The 25,242-nt window shown below is 45.7% G+C and carries 21 protein-coding genes and 1 tRNA gene; 9 read left to right on the top strand and 13 right to left on the bottom strand.

Translation table 11 applies throughout. From position 1 onward, the window contains the following. Nucleotides 1-4: 4 nt before the first annotated feature. From ABD772_RS12350 to ABD772_RS12340, 3 genes are all read right to left on the bottom strand, one after another. Nucleotides 5-1,654: a DUF5060 domain-containing protein gene (locus ABD772_RS12350; RefSeq protein WP_345104740.1), complete on the bottom strand. Its 1,650-nt coding sequence runs from the start codon at nt 1,652-1,654 to the stop codon at nt 5-7. Beyond that, the gene (locus tag ABD772_RS12345) at nt 1,651-3,333 is read right to left on the bottom strand and encodes a carboxylesterase/lipase family protein (RefSeq protein WP_345104737.1); all 1,683 of its coding nucleotides are present in this window, start codon (nt 3,331-3,333) and stop codon (nt 1,651-1,653) included. Before ABD772_RS12345 ends, ABD772_RS12350 begins: the two co-directional genes overlap by 4 nt. Nucleotides 3,334-3,549: 216 nt before the next feature. Continuing rightward, nucleotides 3,550-6,795 carry a glycosyl hydrolase gene (locus ABD772_RS12340; protein WP_345104734.1) on the bottom strand — a complete coding sequence of 1,082 codons (3,246 nt, stop codon included), beginning with the start codon at nt 6,793-6,795 and terminating at the stop codon, nt 3,550-3,552. A 584-nt stretch (nt 6,796-7,379) separates the two neighbouring features. Here ABD772_RS12340 and ABD772_RS12335 point away from each other — a divergent pair. From ABD772_RS12335 to ABD772_RS12300, 8 genes are all read left to right on the top strand, one after another. Continuing rightward, a complete protein-coding gene (locus ABD772_RS12335; protein WP_345104731.1) occupies nt 7,380-7,847 on the top strand; it encodes a RidA family protein in 468 nt (155 codons plus the stop codon). Between the two features lie 3 nt (nt 7,848-7,850). Next, nucleotides 7,851-8,954 (top strand): D-TA family PLP-dependent enzyme, encoded by a 1,104-nt coding sequence (locus ABD772_RS12330; RefSeq protein WP_345104728.1) that lies wholly within the window; start codon nt 7,851-7,853, stop codon nt 8,952-8,954. Nucleotides 8,955-8,957: 3 nt separating this feature from the next. Then, nucleotides 8,958-10,028, top strand: coding sequence for a dipeptidase (locus ABD772_RS12325; protein ID WP_345104725.1), 1,071 nt, complete (start codon nt 8,958-8,960; stop codon nt 10,026-10,028). Nucleotides 10,029-10,313: 285 nt separating this feature from the next. Next, nucleotides 10,314-11,960, top strand: coding sequence for a PKD-like domain-containing protein (locus ABD772_RS12320; protein WP_345104722.1), 1,647 nt, complete (start codon nt 10,314-10,316; stop codon nt 11,958-11,960). Between the two features lie 107 nt (nt 11,961-12,067). Further along, nucleotides 12,068-13,066 (top strand): T9SS type B sorting domain-containing protein, encoded by a 999-nt coding sequence (locus tag ABD772_RS12315; RefSeq protein WP_345104720.1) that lies wholly within the window; start codon nt 12,068-12,070, stop codon nt 13,064-13,066. Nucleotides 13,067-13,258: 192 nt separating this feature from the next. Beyond that, nucleotides 13,259-15,535 (top strand): catalase/peroxidase HPI, encoded by a 2,277-nt coding sequence (gene katG / locus ABD772_RS12310; protein WP_345104717.1) that lies wholly within the window; start codon nt 13,259-13,261, stop codon nt 15,533-15,535. Nucleotides 15,536-15,768: 233 nt separating this feature from the next. Further along, a complete protein-coding gene (locus ABD772_RS12305) occupies nt 15,769-16,068 on the top strand; it encodes a hypothetical protein (RefSeq protein WP_345104715.1) in 300 nt (99 codons plus the stop codon). Nucleotides 16,069-16,110: 42 nt separating this feature from the next. Further along, nucleotides 16,111-16,629, top strand: a complete 519-nt coding sequence (locus ABD772_RS12300) for a DUF4142 domain-containing protein (RefSeq protein WP_345104713.1) — start codon at nt 16,111-16,113, stop codon at nt 16,627-16,629. Here ABD772_RS12300 and ABD772_RS12295 read toward each other — a convergent pair. From ABD772_RS12295 to ABD772_RS12275, 5 genes are all read right to left on the bottom strand, one after another. Then, a complete protein-coding gene (locus ABD772_RS12295) occupies nt 16,626-17,093 on the bottom strand; it encodes a hypothetical protein (RefSeq protein ID WP_345104710.1) in 468 nt (155 codons plus the stop codon). The genes ABD772_RS12300 and ABD772_RS12295 overlap by 4 nt on opposite strands. A 33-nt stretch (nt 17,094-17,126) precedes the next feature. Continuing rightward, nucleotides 17,127-17,285, bottom strand: coding sequence for a hypothetical protein (locus tag ABD772_RS12290; RefSeq protein ID WP_345104707.1), 159 nt, complete (start codon nt 17,283-17,285; stop codon nt 17,127-17,129). 19 nt (nt 17,286-17,304) lie between these two features. Beyond that, on the bottom strand, nt 17,305-19,518 hold the full coding sequence (locus tag ABD772_RS12285; RefSeq protein ID WP_345104705.1) for a hypothetical protein: 2,214 nt from the start codon (nt 19,516-19,518) through the stop codon (nt 17,305-17,307). An 89-nt stretch (nt 19,519-19,607) separates the two neighbouring features. Continuing rightward, nucleotides 19,608-20,087 (bottom strand): CinA family protein, encoded by a 480-nt coding sequence (locus tag ABD772_RS12280; RefSeq protein ID WP_345104702.1) that lies wholly within the window; start codon nt 20,085-20,087, stop codon nt 19,608-19,610. 332 nt (nt 20,088-20,419) lie between these two features. Continuing rightward, nucleotides 20,420-20,635 (bottom strand): hypothetical protein, encoded by a 216-nt coding sequence (locus tag ABD772_RS12275; RefSeq protein ID WP_345104699.1) that lies wholly within the window; start codon nt 20,633-20,635, stop codon nt 20,420-20,422. Between the two features lie 81 nt (nt 20,636-20,716). Here ABD772_RS12275 and ABD772_RS12270 point away from each other — a divergent pair, with 81 nt between their 5' ends. Next, nucleotides 20,717-20,965, top strand: a complete 249-nt coding sequence (locus ABD772_RS12270; RefSeq protein ID WP_345104697.1) for a hypothetical protein — start codon at nt 20,717-20,719, stop codon at nt 20,963-20,965. 65 nt (nt 20,966-21,030) lie between these two features. Here ABD772_RS12270 and ABD772_RS12265 read toward each other — a convergent pair whose 3' ends face one another. From ABD772_RS12265 to ABD772_RS12245, 5 genes are all read right to left on the bottom strand, one after another. Next, nucleotides 21,031-21,585, bottom strand: a complete 555-nt coding sequence (locus tag ABD772_RS12265; protein WP_345104695.1) for a YciE/YciF ferroxidase family protein — start codon at nt 21,583-21,585, stop codon at nt 21,031-21,033. Between the two features lie 14 nt (nt 21,586-21,599). Further along, entirely contained in the window at nt 21,600-23,132 is a 1,533-nt protein-coding gene (locus ABD772_RS12260; protein ID WP_345104693.1) for an FAD-dependent oxidoreductase, read from the bottom strand. A gap of 144 nt (nt 23,133-23,276) precedes the next feature. Further along, nucleotides 23,277-24,443, bottom strand: coding sequence for an MFS transporter (locus ABD772_RS12255; protein ID WP_345104690.1), 1,167 nt, complete (start codon nt 24,441-24,443; stop codon nt 23,277-23,279). 17 nt (nt 24,444-24,460) lie between these two features. Continuing rightward, the gene (locus ABD772_RS12250) at nt 24,461-24,904 is read right to left on the bottom strand and encodes a hypothetical protein (RefSeq protein WP_345104688.1); all 444 of its coding nucleotides are present in this window, start codon (nt 24,902-24,904) and stop codon (nt 24,461-24,463) included. 242 nt (nt 24,905-25,146) lie between these two features. After that, nucleotides 25,147-25,220: transfer RNA gene (locus ABD772_RS12245), tRNA-Met, on the bottom strand. Nucleotides 25,221-25,242: the final 22 nt, after the last annotated feature.

Below are 25,242 nucleotides of genomic sequence, written 5' to 3'. Positions count from 1 at the left end.
ATTACTATTTGCCACTTATTAATACCACATCTTGTTTTGCTTTAAGTAGGATACTTTTTGGAACCATCACCTTTTTAGTTGCTCCGCTTTCACAATCAAAAAGCTCGGCAGAGCCACCACTGCCTTTGAAAGTCAAACTAATATTTTTTACTGCGGATGTTGGATTATAAGCATAAACAAAAGTTTTACCGCCGCATTTTACGGCATAAGTGATCACTGTTGAGTCGGACGCATGTATTTCAATTTTTTCAAATGAGCCTTTGCCCGTTGCCAGCATTTGGTCTGATACCAGGCGTACCTTTTTCATATACTCGTCGGTTTTGCGGCTGTCGAAATATTCCCACCACCAGCTCATAGGTAAAATAGGCGTAGGCGTAAATAAGCCGTACCACAATCCGCGCTTGTAATCGCTATCCATCTCGTCAGCAAAGTCATCAAAGTTTTTCGACCAGTCCCACTCATAACTATACTCACCAATAACATAAGGTTTTTTAAAATCACGCTCATAACGAACAATAGCCGCCGGTATTGAGGTCGTATTTTTGTAGATGTGTTTTTGATTAAAATCCATATGCCGGAGTTCGTCCATGCCTTTTAAATCACGGTGCGAAATGCTCGTAGTAACCAGGTGATTATATGGGTCGATGCCTTTCAGATACTTACTCATCTCATCATGCCAGGCTACAATTGAATCTGCACTAATAGGTTTATTTTTATTACCGAACTGCACATTATCTACTTCGTTGAAAAACTCCCAGGCGCCTACACTGGTGCTGTAACCCCAGCGTGCTACAAAATAGCGCAGCCGGTTTTTATACCGCGCTTTTGATTTTGGATTAACAAAAAAATCGGCCGCCGAGGGTGAAAAACCGCCATCGCGCGGACTGTAATTACCCGGCCCTAAAGTCAGCATCACATATAAACCCAATGAATCACACAGGTTAAACAGGCGGTCGGTTTTGCGGATGGCGCTTGGATTATAATAAGCATCTGATTCCTCATAACGGGTGCTGTTAAAGTTGCGATGCCAGTCGAGAGGCAAATTAAACGAACAGACCCACGTGCGGAAAAAATTGCCGCCATGATGCGCCAGTGCAGGTAGCATATATTCGTAATCGTACTTGGGTTTTTGCTGCAGTTCGCGGAAAAATTTGGAGTCATCGCTCTTACGCGATTCCCAGCCTATGTTCTCCCCGATACCGCGAAAAGGCTTGCCATTGTCAAATTGAAACTCCCAGTTGTTTTTTGGATGGAGGAACCCACTTTTATCAGACGCCGCAGCGATGAACGTCGCATCCTTTGATCTTGCAACTACACTGCCAGCTTTGCTCAATTCAAAAGCATACTCGTATTTGCCTTTTTCCTGCGGAGCAAAGCGAGCCTTCCAAAGCGATTGTTTGCCGCTTTCGCCTTCCTCATAAAAACAAGGCAATACCAGCCGCTTACCTGACGGCGTGTACATCACCATATCCAGCGCCACATCTTCCTGCAGGTAAGGGTTTTGCCAGTCGGCCGTAAGGCGGATGTCAAACTCGGTTTTAGTGTATAGTGTGGGATTGGTATTAAGCTGCTTAAAGCTCTGGATGCTTTGTGCCCAAAGCGATATTGTCGACAGCCATAAAACTCCGCTTAAGCCGTAGAACTTTTTACTCATACTTCTTTATTATAAAATATCCTGGTTAACATTTTCCGCGACTCACCGTCCGGGTCATGCTGTACCTCGCAGGTATTATTAAATATCATCATGGAGCCATTGTCGTCTGTGAACGCAGGCCATTGGGGCAAGCTGTCATGGTTAGGGTCGCCGTGCCGGGCAAAGTTTATCCAGGCCTTAGCAACTTTATCCGCTAACTGTCTTGCTTCATCGCTCGAGCCGGTATAATTTTCGGCTTTATCTGTATTAGCAAAGGCAAATGGTATTTCGCTGCAATGGAATGCCCGCGGCCTGCCATCCAACTGTGGGGTATGCCATGCAAACATGTAAAGAAATACCGGAGCAGCTTTTTGCGCGGCTTTACGACTGGCTTGCAAATAGGCCATTGGGTTTTGTGCGCTTATGTAGCTTAGCAGTTCAACCGCTTTGTCGTTAGGGTGCGAGCGTCGCAGGGTTTGTACCATACCGTTGGCTTTAGCTCCGTATTTCTCTGCCAATAGTTTCACCAGGCCCTGGTCGTCCAGCCTTTCTAAAGGCGCATTATTAATGCTGTACGATGCCTCATTGCGGCAGGTGCCCACCATAAACGGTATGCTGGCGCTTAGCGTTGGTGCGGTAGGGTCAAAAGGGTGTACGGGCAATATTTTACCATCAACCACAGGCTGCAAACCTGCGCGGCCAACATCAGCAGGTACTTTATTGCCTAATTTGTTATTGGCTGCATCAAGCGCGTCTTGCAGGCGGTCGTTTTTTATCTTATGCAAATCGGTGATGTTATCTTTTGAAATACTCAGATATTCTAAAACCAATTCAGTAACTTGTTTGGCATAAGCCGGTGTCGACATCTGCACAATAGAATTACTTTGCGAAATAGCCCGGTGAAACAAACCCCTCGCCGAAGGCATGGCCATCAGCGTGATCACTTTACTGCCACCGCCACTTTGGCCGAATATGGTGATATTATTTTTGTCGCCTCCAAAATTGCTGATGTTATCGCGTACCCATTGTAAGGCAAACACAATATCGAGCATTCCAACATTCCCTGACGACGCATACTTGCTGCCATAATCAGACAAATCCAAAAAGCCATAAGCATTTAGCCGATGGTTAATTGATACCACCACTACATCGCCCAATTTTGCCAGGTTCTCGCCATCATACGAGGGATGTTCCTGACCCGATCCGCTGGAAAAACCACCTCCGTGGATCCAGAACATCACCGGGCGTTTCTTATTATCGAGTGCAGGGGTCCAAATATTAAGGCGCAGGCAATCTTCATCCTGCATGCCGTCTATCCATTGGTATAAAAAGCCATATTCCTGCTGGAGCCAGCCGGTATCAGGTTTCTGCGGGCAGATAGGGCCATATACCAAACAGTCACGTACGTCCTTCCACTTCTTTGGTTTCTGAGGTAGCATAAAGCGATTGTCGCCGCCGGTTGGTGCTCCATAAGGTATTCCCTTAAAAGTTAAAATGTTGTTGCGGGTGTAGCCGCGCACTTTGCCGTAACGCGTATCCGCCACCGCATTATTGGCCGAGGCAAACACTTTGCCGCCTTCGCCTGCCGGTTCCGGCTTGCGGGCCGGGTTTGCAGCAGCCGGGGCCACATAGCTTAGTCCGGCAGCGGTGGTCAGCAATCCGGCTTTTTGCAGAAATTGCCTGCGGCTGTTTTTGGTCATTCAGATTTATTTTTGGTGATGATCGTTTAAACGCTCCAATACGCAAGGTAAAGCAAAATATTGGGCAATCAAATTACGCACAAAACGGGCCGGAACCAATTAATACCGATGCCATTTCGAACGATAGTGAGAAATCTATACCTTATACATACCGGCCAAGCGTGGCCGTGTATAGATCTCTCCCTATGGCCGGGACGACATACCAGACCGCGCTGGTTAATATTTAACCACCGAAACTTTAACCGGCCCTAATAAACCCGACGACTCCAGGCCTTTGCTCATATTCGGCATAACAATGGCTTCTACGCTGCGCTCAGCCTTTGGCAATTTGCTATCGCCAATTAAACGGTTAACCCAGGTATTCACTACCTTTACCTCAATTTTATTAACGCCGTGTTTTAAAGCCCGCGTAATATCTAATTGGTACGGCGGCGTCCATACACCGCCAACATCAACACCGTTAATTTTAACTTTAGCAATGGCCCGGGCCAATCCCAGGTCGAGTATATAATTGGTTCCTTTTGCTAAAGTAACAATATTGAAATTATTGTGGTAATAGGCCGTTCCCGAATAATATTTAATGCTGTCGTTATCACTTTTTGACCAATCGGTTAATTCTTTAAAAATAACCGGTTTTGACGGCCCGCGCATTTTGCTATCAAAGTTTACCGTCCAGGGTTTGTTTATGACGATGCTTTGTGTGGCATACGGATAATTTGATCTGCTGGTGTCTTTTTTCATCCCAGGTTTGCGGAACACAATGAAAGCGCTTTCATAAGGTGCCAGTTTAAGCGGAACCGTAGTTGTACCATTTGATTGATAGTATGACGGTAAGGAACGTCTGTCGCCGGTAATGGCGTCCCATAATTCGGGCTGTTTGCCAATAATGCGGAAAGCGGGCGAAATGTTTACTGTACTTGTTTTTTGGTTAGATATAAAATAGATCGAGCCTTCTTTCAATTGTCGATGGATGAACAGAACAGAATCGCTTTGCGTAATCTTACAATCCGGAATAACTTTTACCAGATCTAAAGCCTGCTGCATGTCCAAGCCGGACAATACCAGCCCCTTGCCGTAATGATTTATCTTAACAGTGGTGCCATCTATCTTGCCCCAAAGCTCATCAGCCAAAGCTTGTACCTTTTTATCTGCTTGCGGATAGTCTGTTAAACTGGGCGACCGTTTTGGTTTTGGCCCTAAAATTACAGCGCCTTGCGAAACCAACTCTTTCAGTTTAGCTAATAGCTCAGGGCGCATAGTTTCCAATTTTGGCAGCACCAGGATGCTGTAATTAATGCCGTTTGGTAACGTTAGTTTACCATTCTTAACGGTAAGGCGCGATTTAATTACTTCGCCATTGATGTAATCGAATGAGTAACCTTGCGGTAGCGCGGGGTCGGTAACACCGGTCATCTTTGGTGCGTCCTCGCCAATGAAATAAGCTACATCGGCCGTATAAACACCTTGCTGCAGCATCATGTTACAACGCTTGCTATATTTTAGAAATATATCCATGTCATAAAACCATGTATTGTGGCGGTTAAACTCTACACCAAACCAGGTATCCAGTCCGGGTAGTTTTTCGTCGGGTTGTTCTATGTACACATGCAGCAGCGTATTGTTGATACCTTCGGTAAAGAAGCGGTCGCCACGTTTTTTAAACATGGCCGGGTAGCGCCAAAAGGCATCGCCCGAAGCGGTGAACGATTCGGCAGAAACTTTGGTTTTGCCATAAATATGTGCCGATGACGAAGCTGCCTTGTTCTCGATATCACCCAGATCGCCCTCGCTCCAAAACTCGCCACCTATTTCGTCACTCTGGCCGCCGTATTGTAAAAACTCACCCGGATAGCCCCAGTGTCCATAGTTTTCAAGCCAGGTAGTCAGGCCATATTTATGGCTGATGTCGCGCAAGCCGCCCACATATTTATAGGATACGTCATCGGCTATCAGGCGGCGCAGATCCCACAGAAAACGATCCGACTGATCAGCGCTGCCGACCACTTTACCTTGCATTACCGGGATGTATGGCACCGGGTCATAATGATACGCCTGCTTAAATTCGTTGATCAGCTGGTCAGTCCAGTTTTGGCCCCCGGTTTCATAACTATCCTCTACAGCAACTTTCCAGCTCTTGCGGTCCTCTGCCGGGATGCGGCGCATAATTTCGCCTAAAAAAGCATCAAAGTGCGATTCGATGTGTTTAATGCTCATCTTATCGGCCTCTAAACCGGTGCCTTCCGGGGTAGCCGGCGAATTTTTAACGCCCGTAGGTGTCATGCCTGTACGCTCAATGATCCAGTTACCTGGCGGTACATCCCATTTCAGCGTACCATCAGCAGCCATATATTTGCTGATATCGATAACTTTTGTCGGGTCGACGATGTAATTGCTATTGTCAATAACCGGCTGCTGCGGCCATTGATAAGCCTCCCAGAATGGGTGCGGTGTGGGCCACATTTTAGCCTCGGTTTTTTCAATATAATTTTCAACTACCGGGGTGGCTGATAGTTTTATTTCGGCAATCTTGCAATTGTTGGATACATGAGTGAAAACAATCCTAAAATCGGTGGTGGTAGTTGCCGGAATAGATACAGCAACCGGCCCGAATGGTGCAAAGCCTACGTTAAGTGCAGTGTTGCCCCGGTCGATAGAAAAATGTTTTATGGAAGTGTAAGCACCGTTAATTTTGGCCTGAATGTCTCCCGAGAAACTGAAGCCCTCATGACCCGGAACGATGGTTATACTACGCGTTGTAAATCGCTGCGATGCGGCTATACTGAAAGAAAACGGCTGACCACGTGGGATAGTTATTGTAGAGGCCTCGTTGTTATCAATTAAACGAGTAAGGCCGTCAACTTGCGGAGTTGACGAAAGGGTGGGTTTCAAATCAGCAATAGAAGCATTATATTCGGCCGCCACCGGGTAAGCAATCACCCTGACATCCTGAAAAACATCAATAGGCTTTGGCAATACCTGGCCAAAAACCTGTGGCCCCCTAACCGTAGTTTGCGATGAAGTTAAATAACGCATGGCCTGCTCCGGCTTAACCCAGGGCCCACCCGACTGGCTCCAACCGGGGCTGTTAAACAAACCAATGTCGATGTTTAAACGGGTGGCAGTTTTCAAGGCGGTGTGCAAGATATCCCACCACTCGGGTGTAAAGATCTTTACTTTACCAAAAGGCATATTGTCAATACCAATATTGCCGATAAAGGCGCGGTTAATGCCCACGCGTTTCATAGCCTCGAGATCCTTTACCACGCCTTCCTTCGAGATATTGTCTGACAGCCAGTACCAGTATACGCTGGTCTGGATATTATCGGGTACGGTTATGAAACCGGTTTCAATAGATTTAAAATTGGGCAGCGAAGCGTCGGGCACAGGTATAACCTGCGCAGCAGCGTCAAATATCACAACGCCCGATAAAAACAGGGCGGCAAAGAAGCATTTCAAGCTCATTGTTGTATGAAGTAGGATTTATGTATAGCCGCTGTGCGCAGCATTGGTTTTAACAAACATAGTGTTACTGAAGCGTAAATCCATCCTGTACTGTCTTGGTACACTGAATTTGACAGGTTATCTGAATTGCATCCTTGTCATTTTTTCCACTGGTCGAAGTTTAGCAAAGCGTAACTTCGTTCCAAAATGTATTAAGCTTCCAGCTTAAGCAACAAGCAGAAAACCTGCTTTGAAAATGTCAATCAGAAAAAGCCTTGGGAACTGATCCAAAAAACATGACTTAAAAGTCATAAAAATTGATCCAAATTGATCCAAATTTCAGTATTAAGATTGTTAATCATCTTATTTACAAGTAGTTGTTATTTTAACTGATCCAAAGTGATACACATTCACGTGGATCACGTAGCCGTACCGGTCATCGCTTTGTTCGGCCCTCTTCTCTGCTGCGCAAAGACCGGTTCTTTAATTTCATTGCCGTTGGCTTTAAGCCAAGCGGATAACAAATAAACCGATCCGGCTTTAGCCAAAATAACTAACTTCGCGTTGCTGCCAATAAAGCGGCAAACAATGAAACATCAACAAATATGAATACAGCTGACGAGAACTTTGCGAAAACCGGATTGAGCCTGCCACCGGCACCTGCACCGGTAGGGGTTTACAAACCGTACCTGATAGACGGAAAATATTTGTACGTATCCGGGCACGGAACGGTGCAGGACGATAAAAGTCTGATCATTGGTCGTATTGGCGCCGACATTGATATGGAGCAAGGTAAACTGGCCGCAAGGCAGGTTGGTCTGGCTATCCTGTCCACCATCAAAACCAACTTAGGTAGCCTGAATAAAGTAAAACGCGTAATCAAGGTATTAGGCATGGTTAACTGCACGCCCGGGTTTGAAAAGCACCCATATATTATCAACGGGTGCAGCGAATTGTTTGCACAGGTTTGGGGCACCGAGAATGGCATAGGCGTACGCAGCGCAGTGGGTTTTGGTTCACTCCCCGACAATATCCCGGTAGAGATTGAAGCCATGTTTGAACTGGAAGAATAATATATGGCCGCCTGGTTCGATATAACTGACATCAACGAGCTTGACACCCCGGCGCTGGTTGTTTATCCCGATAGGGTAAAGAAAAACATTGCCACGCTGGTAACTGCCATTGATAGTACCGACCGGCTGCGGCCGCATGTAAAAACGCATAAATGCAAAGAGGTTACGCAGTTATGCATGGACGCGGGTATCCGAAAGTTTAAATGCGCTACTATTGCAGAGGCCGAAATGCTGGCCCGCTGCAAAGCCCCGGATGTGCTGTTGGCCTACCAACCCATCGGCCCTAAAATAAAACGGCTGGTGGCGCTCATCAAACAATATCCAGATACCAAATTTAGTTGCCTGGCAGATAATTATGAAGCCGCCAGCCAAATAGATCAGATTGCTTTGGCCGGGCAGGTAACATTGAACGTCTTTATTGACCTGAACGTCGGCATGAATCGCTCGGGCATCGCTCCGCAAGAGGCTTTTGTGTTGTACGGGCGATGTGAACTATTGGAAGCGGTAAAAGTTAGTGGGCTGCATGTTTATGACGGCCATATTCATCATAATGACCTGAACATCCGCAAGCAACAATGCGATGCCGCGTTTAAGCCCGTAAATGAATTAATGGCTGAGTTCCAGGCTTCGGGTATTAACCCTGTTGTAATAGCCGGCGGCTCGCCCACTTTCCCGATACATGCTAAACGTAAAGGCGTAGAATGCAGCCCGGGTACATTTGTTTATTGGGATAGCGGTTATGGTGAAGCATTTGACGAGCAGCAATTTTTACCCGCGGCTCTGGTTGTAGCAAGGGTAGTTTCACTGCCCGGCGAAACTAAAATTTGTATCGATTTAGGACATAAATCTATCGCCTCCGAAAATGTATTGGACAAGCGGGTGACGTTTCTTAATGCAAGCCAACTGAAGCCGATAAGTCATAGCGAAGAACATTTGGTACTCGAAGCCGGCGCCAATCATCATTACAAAGTGGGCGATGTGTTGTATGGCGTGCCGCACCATATTTGCCCTACGGTTGCGCTTTATGAGCGTGCCATCACTATCCAAAATAATCAAATAAGCGGCGAGTGGCTTAATATAGCCCGCGACCGCAAGATCAATATCTAAATTATGTTTATCATCGACGCCCACCTGGACCTAAGTATGAACGCGCTGGAATGGAACCGTGATCTGACCCAGCCGGTTGCTGCGATTAATGACCGCGAGGTTGGCCTCAATGATAAACCCGACCGTGCCAGGGCTGTAGTGTCACTGCCTGATTTGCGTCGCGGCAACATAGGTTTGGTGGTGGCTACGCAAATAGCCCGTTATGTGGCACCCGGCAACCCGCTGCCAGGCTGGCATTCGCCAGAGCAAGCCTGGGCGCAAACGCAGGGGCAACGGGCCTGGTACAAGGCTATGGAAGATGCCGGCGAGATGACACAGGTTCATGATTTGCACACCCTTGAAAATCATTTAAAGGTTTGGGGCGATGACGGTGACAACACCCACAAACCTATAGGCTATATTTTGAGTTTAGAAGGTGCCGATTCGCTGGTTACTATAGGGCATTTAGAGCGGGCGTACCAGTCTGGCCTGCGCGCTGTTGGCCCGGCCCACTATGGGCCGGGCCGATACGCGCAAGGGACGGACGCCACCGGCTTTATGGGCCTCCAAGGGCACGCGCTTTTAAAGGAAATGGAGCGGCTGAATATCATTTTGGATGCCACCCACTTATGCGATGACAGCTTTTGGGAAGCCCTTGACCACTTCAATGGTAACGTTTGGGCAAGCCACAATAATTGCCGTGCATTGGTAAATCATAACCGCCAATACAGCGATGAGCAGATCAAAGCGCTGATAGACCGCGGCGCCGTGATTGGTGCCGCTTTAGATGCCTGGATGATGGTACCCGGTTGGGTGCGCGGGGTATCAACGCCCGAAGGTATGAACTGTAATTTAGAGGTGATGATTGATCATATCGACCATATTTGTCAGCTAGCCGGCAATACCCTTCACATAGGTATAGGCTCTGATTTAGATGGAGCCTTCGGGCGCGAGCAATGCCCTTACGATCTGGAAACTATTGCCGATCTGCATAACATACCTGCATTATTAGCCAAACGCGGCCATACTAATTACGACATAGAAAATATGATGCATGGCAATTGGCTGCGCTTTCTGCGCAATGCCTGGGCTTAGTTATCTGTTAAAAGTTTTCATTCAGCAGTCAATCGTTTGATATCGAAGGCCAGGAAGAAGATGGAAAACCATTGCCGTACTACCGCTTTGCACTTTGCTGGGCAATTTTTTGATTTTGGGTTTGTTAACGCATTTTATTTGTTGCGCACCATTTATTGTAGTTGGCGGTATCGTCTATGCGATGGTAAAGCTTTTAAAGAATAAAAACAAACTGAGACACTACTATCTATTAGATAATTGGCGGATATGGTTATATTAGTAGCCTGATTTACCATTAGTTACTGCATGAAGCGCCTCCTAATCCTTATTGTATTTATGGCATTTGCCGGTATTATCAAAGGGCAGGGAGCTAATGCGATTACAGCAGGCACAGTTACCGGCATCATTATTACCTGTGCAGGCACCGCATCTGCCGACCCAAATATCGAGCAATTTACGGTTACCGCAAGCAGTTTGACAAATACGCTTACGGCAACCGCCCCTGCGGGTTTCGAAATATCTCTTGATCCGGTTTTCGGTTATACAACTACGTTTGGTGTGCCGTCAACTCCGGGCTTGCCGGGCAGCGCTTCGGCAATTATATATGTCAGAGCTGCAGCAAACGCTGCGCCGGGCAATATTACAGGCAATGTAACATTAAGTTCTCCGGGCGCTGCAACGCAAAACGTAGCGGTTTCGGGTACGGTTAAAGCAACCCCTACGGTCAATCAAATGGGTAACATATCTTACTCTCCGGGTCAGGTGGTTCCCGCTATTACATTTACGGGCACCGCCAATTCCTATAACTGGGTAATTGATAACCCAGCAATCGGGACGGTGCCCTCAGGTACTAACACTATTGCGCAATTTACTGCTATTAATAACGGTAGTACGCCCATTATAACACATATTACCGTTACCCCTGTAAATGCTAACGGCTGTAATGGTGCAGCTATGCATTTTAACATTGCAGTAGCACCGGCAGGGGCTGCGACACCTTCTATTCTGCTTGGCACGGCCACCGGCGCTATAACCGCTTGCATGGGTGTAGCATCGGTCGGCCCCGATATTCAGCAATTTACTATTTCGGGAACTAATTTAACAAACGATGTTGTTTTAACGCCGACTTCTAATTTTTTCGAAATATCATTAGCGTCAGGTACCGGCTACAGCAATAGCATAACCATAACACCCGTAGGGGGCGCGATAAATACAATTATTTATGTGCGTTCGGCAGCCACTGCGCCAGGTGGGCCATTAAATGGTACGGTGCGTGTTCAATCGGGTTCATACATCCAAAATGAAGCAGTTAACGGAACTATATTTATTCCCGGCAATGTTAATTCTGTTCCTAATAAAACATTTGTTGCCGGTATACCAACCAGCCCTATAAACTTTGCCGGTACCGCTACTGCTGTTACCTGGACAAACGACAATACAGCTATTGGCTTACCGGCCGGCGGATCGGGTGATATAGCTTCATTTTCACCAGTAAATAATACTGCTAACGACCTTGTTTCAACCATAACGGTTACTCCCGCCAATCCCACCGGTTGTAATGGGGTACCAATTCATTTTACGATCAGGGTGCCGGCAGCGTCAACGGGCCCGGCATTTAACATTAGCATCCCAACCGGCAGTATAAATGCATGTATGGGTGTGGCATCAGTGAGCCCCAATATTCAGCAATTTATCCTATCCGGCGCCCATTTAACTAATGACATCGTTATTCAACCCGGCCCTCATCTGGAAGTTTCACTTACGGCGGCAAACGGCTATAGCAACAGTTTAGTACTTGGGCAGGCTGCCGGAACAGTACCCAATACCGCTATTTATATACGTTCTGCAGCTACCGCATCCGCAGGCCCGATATCCGAAGGTGTACGTATTTCATCAGGCTCTTTTGTCCGGACGATAGCAGCTTTCGGAACAATAAATCTCCCGACAATTTAAATTCCATCGCTAATAAAATCTTTGTTGCAGGCGAAACCACCCCTTCTATAAACTTTGCCGGCACAGCCACGACGGTCAATTGGACAAATAGTAATCCGGCTATAGGGTTGCCTGCCGGAGGCTCGGGTACCATACCTGCATTTATTGCCACAAACAACGGGACTACCCCGCTCACTGCAACTATAACCGCAACGCCGGCCAACCCCACCGGTTGTAACGGCTTGCCTGTTATTTTTACTATAACGATTATGCCCGCTTTGCCGGGTGTTATTAATGTTTCTGGCAATTTACCACAATTGAGTACCGTTTATGGCACACCTTCCACATCAGGCACGTTTACAATTTCGGGCGATAACTTGAAGGCGGGTATAACGGTAAGCCCTCCTTCAGGCTTTGAAGTAAGCGCCAACAATACAACATTCAGTAAGATAGCCACCATCGGGTCGGCCGGAACTATCCCGCCAACCACGATTTACATCCGGCTAGAAAAAATCACGCCCGCAGGCACTTATGCCGGCGAGGTTATATTGAGCAGCACCGGAAGCAATGATAGCAAGATCAGCGTCGACAACAATAACATTGTATCGCCTGCTCCGTTAACCATAACCGCCGTAAATAAAAGCAAGATAACCGGTACACCAAACCCTTCGCTTACCGTTAATTACAATGGTTTTGTAAATGATGAAGCATCGTCGGCACTGACAACCCAACCGACTATAAGCACTACTGCTGTTTTAGAGTCGCCGCCGGGTCAGTACCCCATAACTGTTACCGGCGCGCTATCAGCTAATTATGTCATTAGTTATGTAGATGGGGTAATGACCGTTAAACCTCAGCCCATAAGCATTGCCATGAGCAATACTTTCACACCTAATGGCGACGGTCTGAATGACACTTGGGTCGTCAAAAATATCGAAGGCTTTCCAAATAGCGTGGTGCAAGTTTACAGTCGATATGGAGCTTCTGTTTTTTATTCGGTCAGTTACGCTGTACCCTGGGACGGTAAACTTAACGGTGCTGACTTGCCGGACGGTACCTACTATTACATTATCGATCTTAAAAATGGCGAAACGCCAATTACGGGGTGGGTAGCTATCGTCAGATAAACTCTTTGTGCTATAATCTCCAATAATTCAAGTTAATGTAATTTAATAGCTCTATATAAATGGTCAACATATATAGTTTTTGCCTATTGGTTATAGAACTAAATGATTATGAACTGCTTGGCGGATGTCTTAACTTTATATTGATGTGCCATTAAGGCGCCGGTAAACCAATCAATTTATAAACTTAAGACTATGGAAAACGATTCAAATGATATCAGCAAATGCCCGTTTCATAACGGCAGTATGAAACATAACACAGGCGGTGGCGGTGCCCGCAATCGCGACTGGTGGCCAAACCAATTGAAGTTAAATATTCTGCGTCAACACTCGCCATTATCAAACCCAATGGAGCCGGGTTTCAACTATGCCGAAGAATTTAAAAGCCTTGACCTTGAAGGCCTGAAAAGCGATTTGCATGCGCTTATGACCGATTCGCAGGATTGGTGGCCGGCAGATTTTGGCCATTATGGCGGCTTGTTTATCCGTATGGCCTGGCATAGCGCGGGCACCTACAGGATAACCGATGGGCGCGGCGGCGGCGGGCAAGGTTTGCAGCGCTTTGCGCCATTAAACAGCTGGCCAGACAACGTTAGCCTGGATAAAGCCCGCAGGCTGCTCTGGCCTGTCAAGCAAAAATATGGTCGTAAAATTTCATGGGCCGATTTACTGATTTTGGCAGGCAACGTAGCGCTTGAATCAATGGGCTTTAAGACCTTTGGCTTTGCCGGCGGACGCGAAGATGCCTGGGAAGCTGATGAGTCGGTTTACTGGGGCGCAGAAACCACCTGGTTAGGCGGCGATCTGCGTTATGCGCATGGTTCGCCCGGTGTGGTTGAAGGCCATGGTGTTTTGGTATCAGACGACGATGCCGACGGTGATATCCACACGCGTAACTTAGAAAAACCGTTGGCCGCTGTTCAGATGGGTTTGATCTATGTAAACCCGGAAGGGCCGGATGGTAACCCTGACCCGATAATGGCCGCTAAGGATATCCGCGATACCTTTGGCCGTATGGCAATGGATGATGAAGAAACTGTAGCACTTATAGCCGGTGGTCACAGCTTTGGCAAAACCCACGGTGCCGCCACTGCCGACCACGTAGGCAAGGAACCGGAGGCATCTGACCTAAGTGCACAGGGCTTTGGCTGGCACAATAAATATGGCTCAGGCAAAGGTGCCGATACTATTACCAGCGGGTTGGAAGTGATTTGGTCAAAAACACCAACCCAATGGAGCAATAGTTTTTTTGAGAACTTATTTGGTTTTGAGTGGGAATTGACCAAAAGTCCGGGCGGCGCTCATCAATGGGTGGCTAAAGATGCACCAGAATCCATCCCCGACGCTTTTGACGGCGCCAGGAAACATAAGCCGCGTATGCTAACCACCGATCTTGCTTTAAGGTTGGACCCGGTATATGAAAAAATTTCCAGGCGCTTTTTAAATGATCAGGATGCCTTTGCGGATGCTTTTGCCCGTGCCTGGTTTAAATTAACCCATCGTGATATGGGCCCGCGGGCCCGCTATCTGGGAGCTGACGTCCCCGCCGAGGTAATGGTATGGCAGGATCCGATCCCTGAGCTTGATCATGAAGTTATAAGTGAAGGGGATGCCCAAAGCCTGAAGTCAAAAATCCTGGCCTCCGGTCTGAGTGTAACAGAACTGGTTTCAACAGCGTGGGCATCGGCCTCAACTTTCCGCGGTTCAGATAAACGCGGTGGTGCCAATGGGGCACGTATCCGGTTGGCTCCGCAGCGATATTGGCAGGTTAATAATCCAGCGCAACTGCAAAGTGTATTAAGTGTGCTTGAGGATATTCAAAAGGAGTTTAACGGTACACATGGGGGTAATAAGCGGGTGTCATTGGCAGATTTGATCGTGCTTGCCGGAAATGCCGGTATTGAAAAAGCCGCCAGAGACGCCGGTCACCCCGTGACGGTTCCTTTTGCCCCAGGCCGGATGGATGCTTCGCAGGAGGAGACCGATGTAGAATCATTTGGTTACCTGGAGCCTATTGCCGACGGTTTCCGTAACTACCGGAGATCAAAAGTTCCGGTATCTACCGAAGAGTTGCTGATTGACAAGGCTAACCTGCTTACGCTTACTCCGCCTGAGCTTACTGTATTGATAGGCGGCTTGCGTGTGCTAAATACTAATTTCGACGGTTCAAAACACGGTGTGTTTACCTCACGCCCCGGAGAACTGACTAATGATTTCTTTGTAAATTTGTTAGACATGAGCACAGCATGGAAAGCCATTGGAGACGATCGCGAACTTTATCAGGGTATCGATCGCACTACCGGTCAGCTAAAATGGACCGCTACCCGAGCCGACCTGGTATTGGGCTCAAACGCCGAACTAAGAGCTATAGCCGAAGTATACGGAAGTGCGGACTCTCAGGATAAATTTGTAAATGACTTCGTTACCGCGTGGGCTAAAGTTATGGAGTTAGATAGGTTTGATTTGAAGTAAAGAAAGGCAAGTCGAACTGTTGACTTTTCATGTTAAAGCCAGGTAGATCTTCGTCTGCCTGGCCTTTGCTTTTAGTCGGTTTTTTACAAGCAGTTCTGCAGATGTCGCTTAACGTATAAATACGTGATTCGCAGCAAAAGATTGATATATGTTCACTGACGATGTGTAAAACACCTGTTTTTGTTTTGTAATAAACTTTTGTAATTGCCATATGTGTTGTAATAAACATAACCATGGAACAAGATCAACAAAAGACACCTCAACAAGCACAGAGCAATATTTTGCCGGTCGATGAGATCATCGCGGGTGCATATAGTCAAAATCAACTTGACAAAATAGAAAAGAACGTAAAAGTGGGTGAACAGCGAGCTGATGAGACCCCGCAAGGTACATCTTCGGGCGACGGTATAAATACAAATGCAGCAGACCGAGCGGAACAACAAACATCTGATAATAACGCCGGCGAAGAGCTTGGTGGTATTACTAATCTTTCATTAGACAAGTTGAAAAAAGAAGGCGATAATGATAACTGATCTTATAATCAATCTTTGTTTAACCATTAATCTCATTAAATTATGAAAAAGGGAATTATTTTATTAGCTATGATTGGTTCTTTGAATGTACCTGACATATTTGCCCAGGTGGACAAGCCTACAATGGCAGACAGCGGTACCGTAAATTTTGTAAGTAAGGCGGCCCGTGGCGGCCAAATGGAAGTAGCGGCTGGAAAGTTGGCTGTAAGTAAAGCCCAAAGAGCAGATGTGAAAGCTTTTGGTGCAAGAATGATCGCAGATCACTCTAAAGCCAACGCTAAACTGAAGAATATAATACGATCTAAGAGTATACCGTCTATTGTACCAACACCCATGAACGATGATATGCTTACCAATGCGAGCGGCGCAACTTTTGATCACAATTATGTACAAATGATGGTGAAAGACCATGAAGAGGATGTAGCCTTATTTGAGAAAGCGTCGACTACCATTCCGGATAAAGACGTTAGGATGTTTGCCAGCCAAACGCTACCGATATTAAAAGACCACCTTCAAAGAATCAAAGCTATCGCAGCCAAAATGCATATCAGTGCCCATTAATTAATGCTTTGTTTGCTTGCTTTGGCGCCGTTTAATAAGCGGTAACCCAAAGCAGCAAACAAGGCAAAAACAACATGAGCCGGAACCAGTTGCAGGTAATATTTATTAAAGCTAAGCATAGGCGGTAGTGGGTGCATTTTAAAAGTTGTTTTCCAGATGGCTACTGCCAGGATGCCACTGACGCCGCCTAACAGCAGGGTTTGACCAAGGGTGGGTTTAATTTTTCCCCTGGTCCAAAGTTCTACATAAGCCAATGCGAACAGCATACCTACCATATAATGAGCGGTCCAGCCGGTTGTTAGTTTTTCTTCTTTGTTCAACAGGGGTAATAGCCGCTTAGCCAACTGGCCCAAGCGTTCAGGTTCGCTGAAATTTTCGCCATCCAGTTCAGAAACCAGGTAGCTAAAAGCCGTCATAAATGTGGTGCCGGTTATCCCCGCAACTAAAACATCTTTTGCTTTCATAGGTTTATTTGTCATTTAGCCCTGATCTGAGTCTTAGCCCTGATCTGAGTCATCTTCAATTTGATCTGAAAGATAAGTTGTTAATTGGCCTGAGTTTAGCTTGACCATTATTTTGTCGCCAATTATATCTTCAATCAATCCCTCACCATCGGGGGTTAACACTTTTTGGCCTTTTTGAAAGTTTGTGTTCATATGGTTATTTGTTAGCTATTTACCATTCAATCGTTAATTCTGCATCGCCTGGCACCAGATACTCCTGATTGCCATCTTTAACAGTTTTCCCTTTGAGCGCTTGTTCTTGCCCTTTACATGATATTTTTAAAGGCGGCAGCTTATGCGCGCTGTCTTTTACCACCATCAAACGACTGGTTAAACGACCATCACCTGCAAGTTTAAATTTAACAGGCTTTTGTTTTACAGGTTCAAAATTATATATAGGATAGTCAGTGTATACTAAAAAATGAGCTTCGGGCACCCGCATATAATGTCTTGGCAGAATCCCAAAAGCATTACCTGCCCCATAAACCTCCTGGCCTACCTGGCCAGATTTTTCCCAGCCGTCATGTAAATCCTCTAACGCTATCCAAAGATTTGGGTCAATTTCGCCGGTTTTAGGATCTTCCTGTAACATTTCCTTCGGTAGCATTGGGGGGTAATAATATGGCGCTCTGTCTACCAGATATCTTATATATTCGGTCATCAGCAGGCGAACCGGTTCAAAAAGCTCGATATGCTGCGCATTGTGAAGATAGTCATGAAAAGCGCAGAACACTTCCTGTTCCTCATAAACAGCGGCATACGGCGCATTGTCAAGCGGGAAAAGGGTAAAGAAAGACGGGAAGTTTTTTCCATAACCGTAATTGCAATCCCATAGCTGTACATTCTTGAAAATGTTTGCCAGGCATAAGTAACTCAGCTCCAGGTATACGTTTTTTTTGGTGATCTTGTATAGTCTTAATAAAGCACCGGCAGAAAATGCAGTGTTATTAGCCTGATAAAGCAACTCAAAGCCTTTGCCTTGAAGGTGTTGTGCTGCTTTTTCAGCTTCAGTCAGGTAACGTTTGTTGCCCGTTAGTTCCCAGGCCTGAAGCATTATCAACGCATACAAGCCGGGTACATCTTTCTCTCCACCTGCGCCGGGCTCTGTTTCTGCTTTAACAACTTCCAGTGTATCGATCTTGTAAAATACCGGCCATTCATAGTTAAAATGATGAGCCACCTTGATGGAGAACTCAATAGAATCCAAAAAAAGTTTTTCAGCAACCTTGTCGCCCTTTAAAGCAAGTCGCGATAAATTGTGCAGCGGGTGATGCAGGTACCAGGAGTCCATTACCATAGGTTTCTTTTGCTCTTCATCAGCCTCCATATCCTCGACCAATTTTGGATGCCAACGCATAAGAGTGCCCAACTTTTTGTCATAAAAAACCGGGATGCCTTTTTTTACACGATCTATAACATCCAGCGTTTTGCCGCTCCATTCTGCATAGTCTATCAGCGGTAATATGATGGCTAATTGCACCATAATTTCGGGCGGTGTCACGTAATCGCATACATAAGCGTTAAAATAATGATTGCCGCCAACCTGCGCCCAACAGCCAGGGCTGTCAATAAGGTCTTTCAGTCCCTTTTCTAAAATATCAGGCCAGTGTGTATAGTTCGTATCAGGTTTTGGCAACTGTAAATAGAGCGTGCTTAAAAAATTCAAATATTGTCGCACAGTCTCTGCCTCGTCTGCAGGTACATTGGGATCAAAAGCTACAAACGCATCTGATATAACTACCGCCTGATTTGCCTTTAACGGTGTGCCCTTTGTGGTAGGTGGTAAGGCCATACCTAACTCCGGCCATTCTCCGCCAACCACATTTGCAGCCGAGGTTTGCGTCTGCTCACAATAGTCGGCCAATGCGGTTAAATTTTGCAGATAAAACACAGCCCCGGCTTTTGGTCTTGTCATGTGAAAATAGAGCTGACCCGAGCGCGTGCCAACTTGCTTGACAATTACTTGTCCGGCGGTATTTTCAATGTTACCGGTCGTGCCCGTCGCTATGATATCCCGTGGCCAAAAGGGAATTAGCAAATCGTAGGCAGGTGTAAGGGTGGTTTTATAATTTAGTAAGACAGTATCATTTTCGGGTAGGTTGATTTCAAGGTCATATTTTCCGATAGCCGAATTTAGTACGATGTGAATTTGGTTATTATTGATATTTTTTTGACTGCCAATTTCTAAATCATAAGCCGGAGCAAAAACAGGCCGGAAGGCAAGTTGCCCGCCGCCGCTCCAGGTGGCCTTTATAAAAAAAGAATCTTCACTAAGGTGGCCGGTAAATGTATAGCCCTGCCGCTCAAACCGGAATATTTCCGGTTGGTCTTTATACTCAAAATATGAGCCTGTAGCGGCTGCCCATGGCGATATTGCATTTGACATTTTAGGTTGTATTAGTTTGATTAAATATTTATATAGATAAAAATGATTGATTTTTGATGTGCGACAAGCTAATGTGCTTCTATTGTTTGTCAGCCTGATGACGTTTCTTGTATCAGCAATTCGGCTGCAGCAATAATAGCCTTCTTGATGATTTCTTCGCATGACCCGTCGAAAACATATCGCTTTGATACCAGCCGCTCCTTTATAATTGCCGAAACGAACATAGTACCAACCGGTTTTTCCGGGGTTTCGCTTCCGCCGGGTGTGGTAAGCCCGGTTACTGCAACGTATATATCTGCGGGAATCAATTTCCCTAAACGTTGGGCAAGTTCATTAGTAACTTGTTTGGACTCGGGCGTAAATTGCTCAATTATTTTATGCGGAACGCCCAGCAAGCTTTCTTTAAGTGAAGCATCATAACAGGTAATTCCGCCTTTCAATATCTGACCAGATTCATCGGTAAGCGCGAATTCAGAACATAGCCAGCCGGCGGTGGCACTTTCTACAAATGCTATAGTTAGTTTATGGTCTGCCAGCACACGGGCGCAATCGGCTATTCTTTGTTCCATCTATATGATTTTGTAAAGGCTTTGTTTTCCTGTATAAACAAAGCAGGAATGGTTTAGATTGAATAAATACCAAAAAACAGTATTTATTTAAGCGGTTTTGCGGTAAACCGCAGGTTTGATGGTGGAATTAGCTGTCCGGTATTTTAAAAACTACTTAATTGGTATCAGAAGCGTGGTAGCCATATTTCATGCGGTCAAAAACATAAGCTGTCGCGGTAAAAGTGCTCCTGCTTCAAGTTCTAGCAAACGTAGCACAACTAGCGGAATATTCCCCCGCAGATTGTCTGTACAAAACTCTACGGTAAATTTTCACCTACGCCTTAGAGGCAACTTTATTTATTTCTACCGCTTGGATCAGCGTTTTGATTAGTTTTTGAAGCCGTATTACGACTTGTGGAATCATTGGTGCTGTTGCCACCATGCAATGCCGAGGTATCTGTACGTACCGTATCAGGCCCACTTGATTTGGCTTTATCACTGTTGCCTGACGTACATGCTCCTAATGTGTAAACAATTACAGCCGGAAGAATAATTTTATATAGTTTCATAAAGTTTAATTTAATATTGTTAATATCATCAAATAAAGAACAACTGACAGGCCGGACTGTTTTTAATGTAAACGCAGTATTATGAAACTCGGCCCGCAGTTAATAACTCTACTTAATAAGAGATACGAACCTTCGTCGACAATTGAAACTGTATTTAATAAATATGACCTTACATTTAAAACCGACGATCAAGGCAGGCCGATATTGGCATTTATTGGTAATAAAGGTCCCAATGGCATTATTAAAGGCGAGCGATTTGCACGGCGGATAGTAACAGACCAAACCGGGCAGGTTATTAAAGACCATTGGGATAACAAGGGAAAGTCCTGATCACCGCGATGCCTGGAAAATAAAAAAGCCGCTTAATTAAGCGGCTCTCCTGTTAATCAAACTAACTATTCAACTTCAGTAGCGGCCAATTCATTGATCGTATCGGCAGCTACACTTAACAATTTATCAGCATTCTTTTCTTCATCCAGCGTTTGTTGCAGTAAACCTTGCGCTTCTTCATAACCTAATGTGCCCGCCAATGTGCGTAGGGTGCCATAAGATGCGATCTCATAGTGTTCTACTTTTTGTGCGGCAGAAATAATAGCTACGTCGCGTACTTCGGTACCTTTGTCGGTTTCTTTCAATAGTTCATCGGCTTCTTTGAGTAAGCCTTCCATGGCTTCGCATTTTACGGCTTTAGCTTTTTCGCCCAGAGATTCAAAAACCTGTTCCAGGCGTGTAACATGGCCCTCAGTTTCAGTTAAATGTTGCTGGATCGTATTTTTTAGCTCATCAGACGTAGCGCCCTTAATCATTTTAGGCAGCGCTTTTACCAGGTGCTGTTCGGCCCAATAAATGTCTTTCAGTTCGTCCATAAATAGTTCTTTCAATGCGCTTTCCGCCTCGGGAGAGCGATTGGACGCTGTCTTAGCAGCTGTTTTGTTTTTCGTTGTAGGCATGATAGAATTTGTTTTTAATTTATTTGGATTTGTTGTAAAGCTTTAGTAGGTGGCCCGGTAATTACCGAGCCGTCAGTGTTATAACGCCCGCCGTGACAAGGGCAATCCCAGGTTTTCTCGCTGGTATTAAAGTTTACGATACAGCCGGCATGGGTACACACAGGGCTTAATGCCTGAATGTTGCCTTGCTCATCTCGATATACAGCCAGTTTTTTCCCATCATACTCCAGCACTTTACCAGTGCCTGGGACAAGTCGTTCCAACGAATCAGTTTCCGGAATGCCAAAACGATCTGCGACCAAATGGTAGGCTACATCAGCGTTTTCTTTGACAAATTCGGTAAAGCCATCAATCGGTTTTATTCGGCTGGTTGAAAATATCTCGCTGTAACGGTTTGCAACGCCTATTGCCTGATCGGCCAAAATTTTTGCTGATATAGTGCCCAGCATCATGCCGTTCCCGTTAAATCCGGTTGCGGTCAAAATACCGTCAGCCATAAAAGGGATTTGGCCGATATAAGGGAAGCCATCGGCAGGAACGTAATATTGGGATGACCAACGATACTTAACCGATGATACATTATAAAACTTGCGGGTATATTCTTCAAGATCCGAAAAGGCTTTTGCGGGGTCGTCATGGCCGGTTTTATGATCATTACCGCCTACCAATAACAATGGCTCGCCATTTATCACATGCGTACGTACATAATGATAGGGTTCCTGCAAGTCATAAACGACGGCGTCAGGATATTTGTCGTCCTTTAGTTTAACAGCTAAAACATAACTACGGTAGGGCGCACAGCGGAAGCTGAATACATTGATACCAGGTGGCATATGCGTAGCATAGATCACCCTTTTGGCAGATATCCGTTTATCATTTATAAGCACCGAATGAATATTACCCTCGCTTTCCAATTTGTCGATCAAGGTGTTTTCTGACAACATACCACCAGCTTTAAAGAAAGCATCTCTTAGAGCCATTAAATATTTGATGGGGTGAAATTGCGCCTGCCCTGTTATTTCAAGAACTTTTTTGAAAGGTACAGGTATTGGGGCTTCTTCGTTATAAACGGCGGGTATGCCAACTTTTAGCATACCCTGATAAATATCATCCAGTTGCTTTACCTCCTGGTCTGTTTCGGCATAGATGTAACCGGTTTTGTATTCGTAATCGCAATCTATTCCAAGGCGGTCTACGTTGGTTTTGATTAATGCGGCACCTTCTTGTATTGCATCGGCAAATAGTTGCGCCCCCTTCTCTCCAAAGGCACTTTCGGCCTCGGCATAGGTAGTATCGGCGAAATTATTAATATGAGCGCTTGTGCCGCCAGTTGTACCGAAGCCAACAGTGCGCAGGTCGGCTATAATTACGCGTTTTCCAGCTTGTTGCAATATTAAACCTGCCGTCAGCCCGGTAATCCCAGCACCAACAATGAGGCAATCATAAACTTGATCTGTAAGCACACCTGACGATACTCCATTTCCGGCTTGCTGCCAGGGGCTTTCCAATAAGCCGTCTCGTTTAGTTTCTTCTTTTGTGGTGCGCATAGTTTAGTTATAACTCGAAATACCACCTATAGGTTTGAAATTTTTACAAATAAGAAATTAATTAAGACTTAAGAAATATTTAGAACCCAATGGTTGTGCCAGATTGGTTAGCTGTAATTTCAAACGGAGCATGTAGATACGATTTTAAGATGGCGATTCCTGCCGTTTAAGCCGGGTACACATTGCAAACGCTATCAGGATAAGTAACCCTGCAAGGTAAAACGCGGCATGTAATGAAACCGCCGCCGCCAAACCAGCTATCGCCGGGCCCACCGCCTGCCCAATAGATACATAAGATTGATTAATACCCATGATCTCGCCTTGCTTAGACTCCTCACTATGGTCGGCTATGATTGCATTTAGCATTGGGTTACGCAGGCCATTGAATAATCCATACACACCTATGCCAATAGCGAAAGGAATAATAGTGCCTGCAAAGCCGGAAAAGATCATAGCCCCTAAACAAATTGCTGTAGAAATAAGTAACACTACAGATCTCGAAGAGATTACTTTGTTGATAAGCGGTATAGCTAATTGCATCAATATTCCGGTAATGCCGAAGCCGGCATAAAATAAGCCTACTTGCGTCGGCGATAATTTTAGCGCATCTGTACAGTAGGTTTGGAAGCCAATCAGCATAACGAACTGGGCAGTAGTCAGCAGAAAGCCCGTAAACACCGCCGAACCAATTACCGGCCATTTTAGTACATCGATTAACGAGCGATAAGTAAATGTTTTTTTCCTGGCCTGTTTCCTCTTTTTATTGTTGGTTTCTTTCAGGAAAATAAGACTCAGAACGGCAGCCGTTAGCGATAACCCGGCAGCAACAAAAAATGGAACAGTCATACCAAAACGGCTTAGTAAACCACCGGCTGCGGGCCCTATCACATAACCCAAACCAAAGGCCGAGCCAAGTAATCCAAAATATTTCGAACGGTTTTCTGAGGATGACATATCGGTTACCATAGCTTGGGCAACTGATATATCGCCGCCCGTAATCCCGTCCATTATTCGGGCAGTAAAAAGCATAATCAAGCTACCTGCCAGGCCAAACAGGGCAAACGACAGTGCCGTACCGAAAAGGCAAATCACCAATAATAATTTACGTCCATACTTATCAGACAACGCTCCTAAAACCGGGGTGGCAAAAAACTGCGCGACAGAAAATGAAGCCGTTAGCCAGCCAAGACTCTGTTTGGTCAAGCCAAACTGTTTTCCATAGCTATAAATTAGCGGAATCATCATCCCGAAACCCATCGAGTCGATGATGCAAACAAAAATTAATATCCATAATACGCGGTTTATCTTCATTGCTATTAATCAGACAGCTAAACCTTTTTACGTAGGCCGTTAATCACCCATGCTGTCACCAGGCCGCCGAAAGCGTAATACGCTATAGTAAGTAACTGTGTTTTCTGTGTCCGGGTAACAGGTACATCATTTAAACCAAGGGGTTCGGTTAGTTTCAGCGCGCCAATGCCCGCTGCCACACCATAAGCAAGACCGCGGGCCACCAGATATTTCCTTTTTCCGGCGCCTATCATGCTATAGTAAAAGGCATTGCTGAGCAAGTCGCCGGCCAATGTAGCAGTATACAAAGCATTGCCGGTTAGCGGTTCTATACCGAGCGTTTCTAAGCCTTTACTTAGTGCTTCTTCACCAACCAAATCAACCCGGGGTGTTTCCGGGTCAAGGCGTCTGGCGGTTTCATGTAGTAAATTTAGAGCGGCTGCACCTGCCAGTCCGCCTATAATGTTTTTCAGTAGTTTCATGGCTGACATTGTACAATAGCCATGCCTAACCAATTTGTTTATTAGCTGGCAAGCTTTCATTCACAGGCAACCTTTGCAGATAGCGTGTGTAGTTGTCGTCAGTTTAAATTTCGTGGGAGTATGCCTGTCCCCGGGGTTTGTGTAACAAGTTATCCCTATAGTTTGAATATCCCTTTCAATGAGTCTGCAATTCTATAACAAAAAAGCCCCAAGTCTTTCAACTTGAGGCTTTTGATTCCATGTAGCGGGGAGCAGGATCGAACTGCCGACCTTAGGGTTATGAATCCTACGCTCTAACCATCTGAGCTACCCCGCCGTAATAGGTGTCCTTAAAAAAG

The sequence above is a fragment of the Mucilaginibacter panaciglaebae genome (genome assembly GCF_039539265.1).
In the GTDB taxonomy this organism is placed as follows: Bacteria; Bacteroidota; Bacteroidia; order Sphingobacteriales; family Sphingobacteriaceae; genus Mucilaginibacter; species Mucilaginibacter panaciglaebae.
Note: the sequence above shows the minus strand (reverse complement) of the source record. Positions and strands in the feature narration are given on the sequence as shown.